Annotated in this window: 1 protein-coding gene; it reads left to right on the forward strand. The window is 58.8% G+C overall.

Features of this window, described 5'->3' with window-relative positions; all coding sequences use genetic code 11:
- Positions 1–57: 57 nt before the first annotated feature.
- Positions 58–2,138, forward strand: a 2,081-nt coding sequence (locus tag AC2VLY_RS00605) for a DotA/TraY family protein (RefSeq protein ID WP_486921589.1), incomplete at its 3' end; no start/stop codon positions are given.

Below are 2,138 nucleotides of genomic sequence, written 5' to 3' on the forward strand. Positions count from 1 at the left end.
ACCCCGGAGAATCCCGTCTACGGCGCGGTCTATGGCCGCCGGCACTGAGGAAGCCCCATGAGCGCACTGCTTTTTGCCCCGCCCAAAACGGATCTGTTCATGCAGACCCTGTCCTATATCGTTGGCCCCCTGATTCATACGGTCACGGATATCGGCAGCGGCAACACGACCGGTGTTTCGAAACTGCTGGCGGACTTTGCGGGACTGGTCATGTACTTTGTGGGATTCTGGGTGGGCTACATCGTGCTGATCGGGATCCTGCGCACCGCCCATGAAGGCGAGTGGATGGGACGCAAGTGGTCCACGAAGTGGATCATGCTGCGCATGGGGATCGCGGCCATGCTCCTGCTACCAGTGGTCAACGGCGGCTATGATGCGGGTCAGGCCATCATGGTGTATTTGGAGACCAATGCCATAGGGGCCGCTGATGCGGCCTGGGATCTGGCCGCCAAATATGTGGTTCGGGATCCGGTGGGCGGCGTCCGGGTGAACCCCTCGCAGCTGCGTGATCTGGCCACGGGTATCATGACCGCGCAGGTCTGTGAGGACGCGGTCAATTATAACATCCAGACCTACCCGACCATCGACGCACTGGCGGGTGGAGACGTCTCTGCCAGCAAAGGCATTGCCCTGGGTTCAGACGTCACTCAGGATGCCGCCAATGCCCTCAGCAATATAGCCGGGTTCGTGGGCACGGGCGCCACCAATGCTCCGGATCTGGTCCAGTATGACAGCATCAACTGGTCGGTCCCGCACCTGCAGGCGGCCGCAGATTTGGGGATACCCGTCACCGACGTCTGCGGGGACATCATTTATCCGGTCAGCGCTTCCGGAAACAACACCGAGAGCAAAATTCAGAATGCCATCTTCGGCGAGAATGCGAAGCTCATCCCGGATCTGAAAAAAGCCCTGCAACCCTTGTCCCTGGCCATTGAGAAAAATCAGAATCCCACGCCAGCAGCCTACGATACTGCCATCGACAACTATGCCAAAATCATGGCGAAAACAGCGGCGGACAGTGCCAGCACCCTGGAAAAATCGGCAGAGCAGGGGTTTCTTGCCAAAATACATACACAAGGCATTGCTACGGCCGGAGACTGGTGGTGGCGCATGACCCATTTCAGTGCCGTTGCCCAGAATGCCCTCAACAATGCTGGCAGCTACTCCGATCACACGGCCATCGCCAGTAGCCTGGGATCCCTGTTCTCGGGACGCTATCCGGGGGCGATGGTGCGCCTGACCCATTTCATTGATGATTACGGGGACAGCTACCTGGCACCGCGCAAGGCAGGGACAGGGTTTGGAGCGGTACACACGCCCGGCATGCTGGGCGGTGTGGCCACCTGGACATCCCAGACGGCGGCACGCATGGCCATTTTTGCAGGCCGCGAACCCCGCAATGTCAATCCCATCATGGGGATCATGAACGAGGGCTATGTAGCACAGGGGGTCGGGACCTCTCTGTTCGCCGTGGTGGAAGGCATTGATGCCGCCAAGGGTGCGGCCAAAGGCGCAGCAGAAGGAGACACGGGCATGATCCCGGGCGTCAGCATCGTCACCCGGGGCTTTGCCGGTGCCGCCAAACCCATGGCGCAACTCCTGCAGGTCGGTGCGGAAGTGCTGATTGCCCTGGGCCTGTTCCTGTCGGTCTGGGTGCCGCTCATCCCGTATTTTGTGTGGATCACTGCGATTTTCAGCTTGCTGATCCTGTTTATTGTGGCGATTTTTGCGACACCACTGTGGCTCGCCTTTCATATTTCTCCGGAAGGTCACGAAGTGGTGGGGCTCGGTCAGCGCGGCTGGATGATGCTCAATACCATCCTGCTCACTCCGCTGCTGATGATTGCCGGGCTGATTGTGGCCACCGGCGTTCTTTATGGTGCAGCCTGGCTGCTCAATCAGACCATCGGGGGTGCAGTGGTCTCGACCTTCGTCAATGGCAGTGGTGGATTCATGGGGCCATTTGACGCCATCGGGGAACTGGTACTATATATTGTGTTGCTGGTGACTGTAGTCACTACATCTTTTAGTCTGATTCATAAATTCCCGGAATGGGTGCTGGAATGGATCGGAGCGCCGAAGAATGACCGGACCGGTGAACCACAGACCGACAAGGTCCACCGGGGCGGAGAAGGCTT

The sequence above is a fragment of the Acidithiobacillus sp. TH-A36 genome (genome assembly GCF_057473445.1).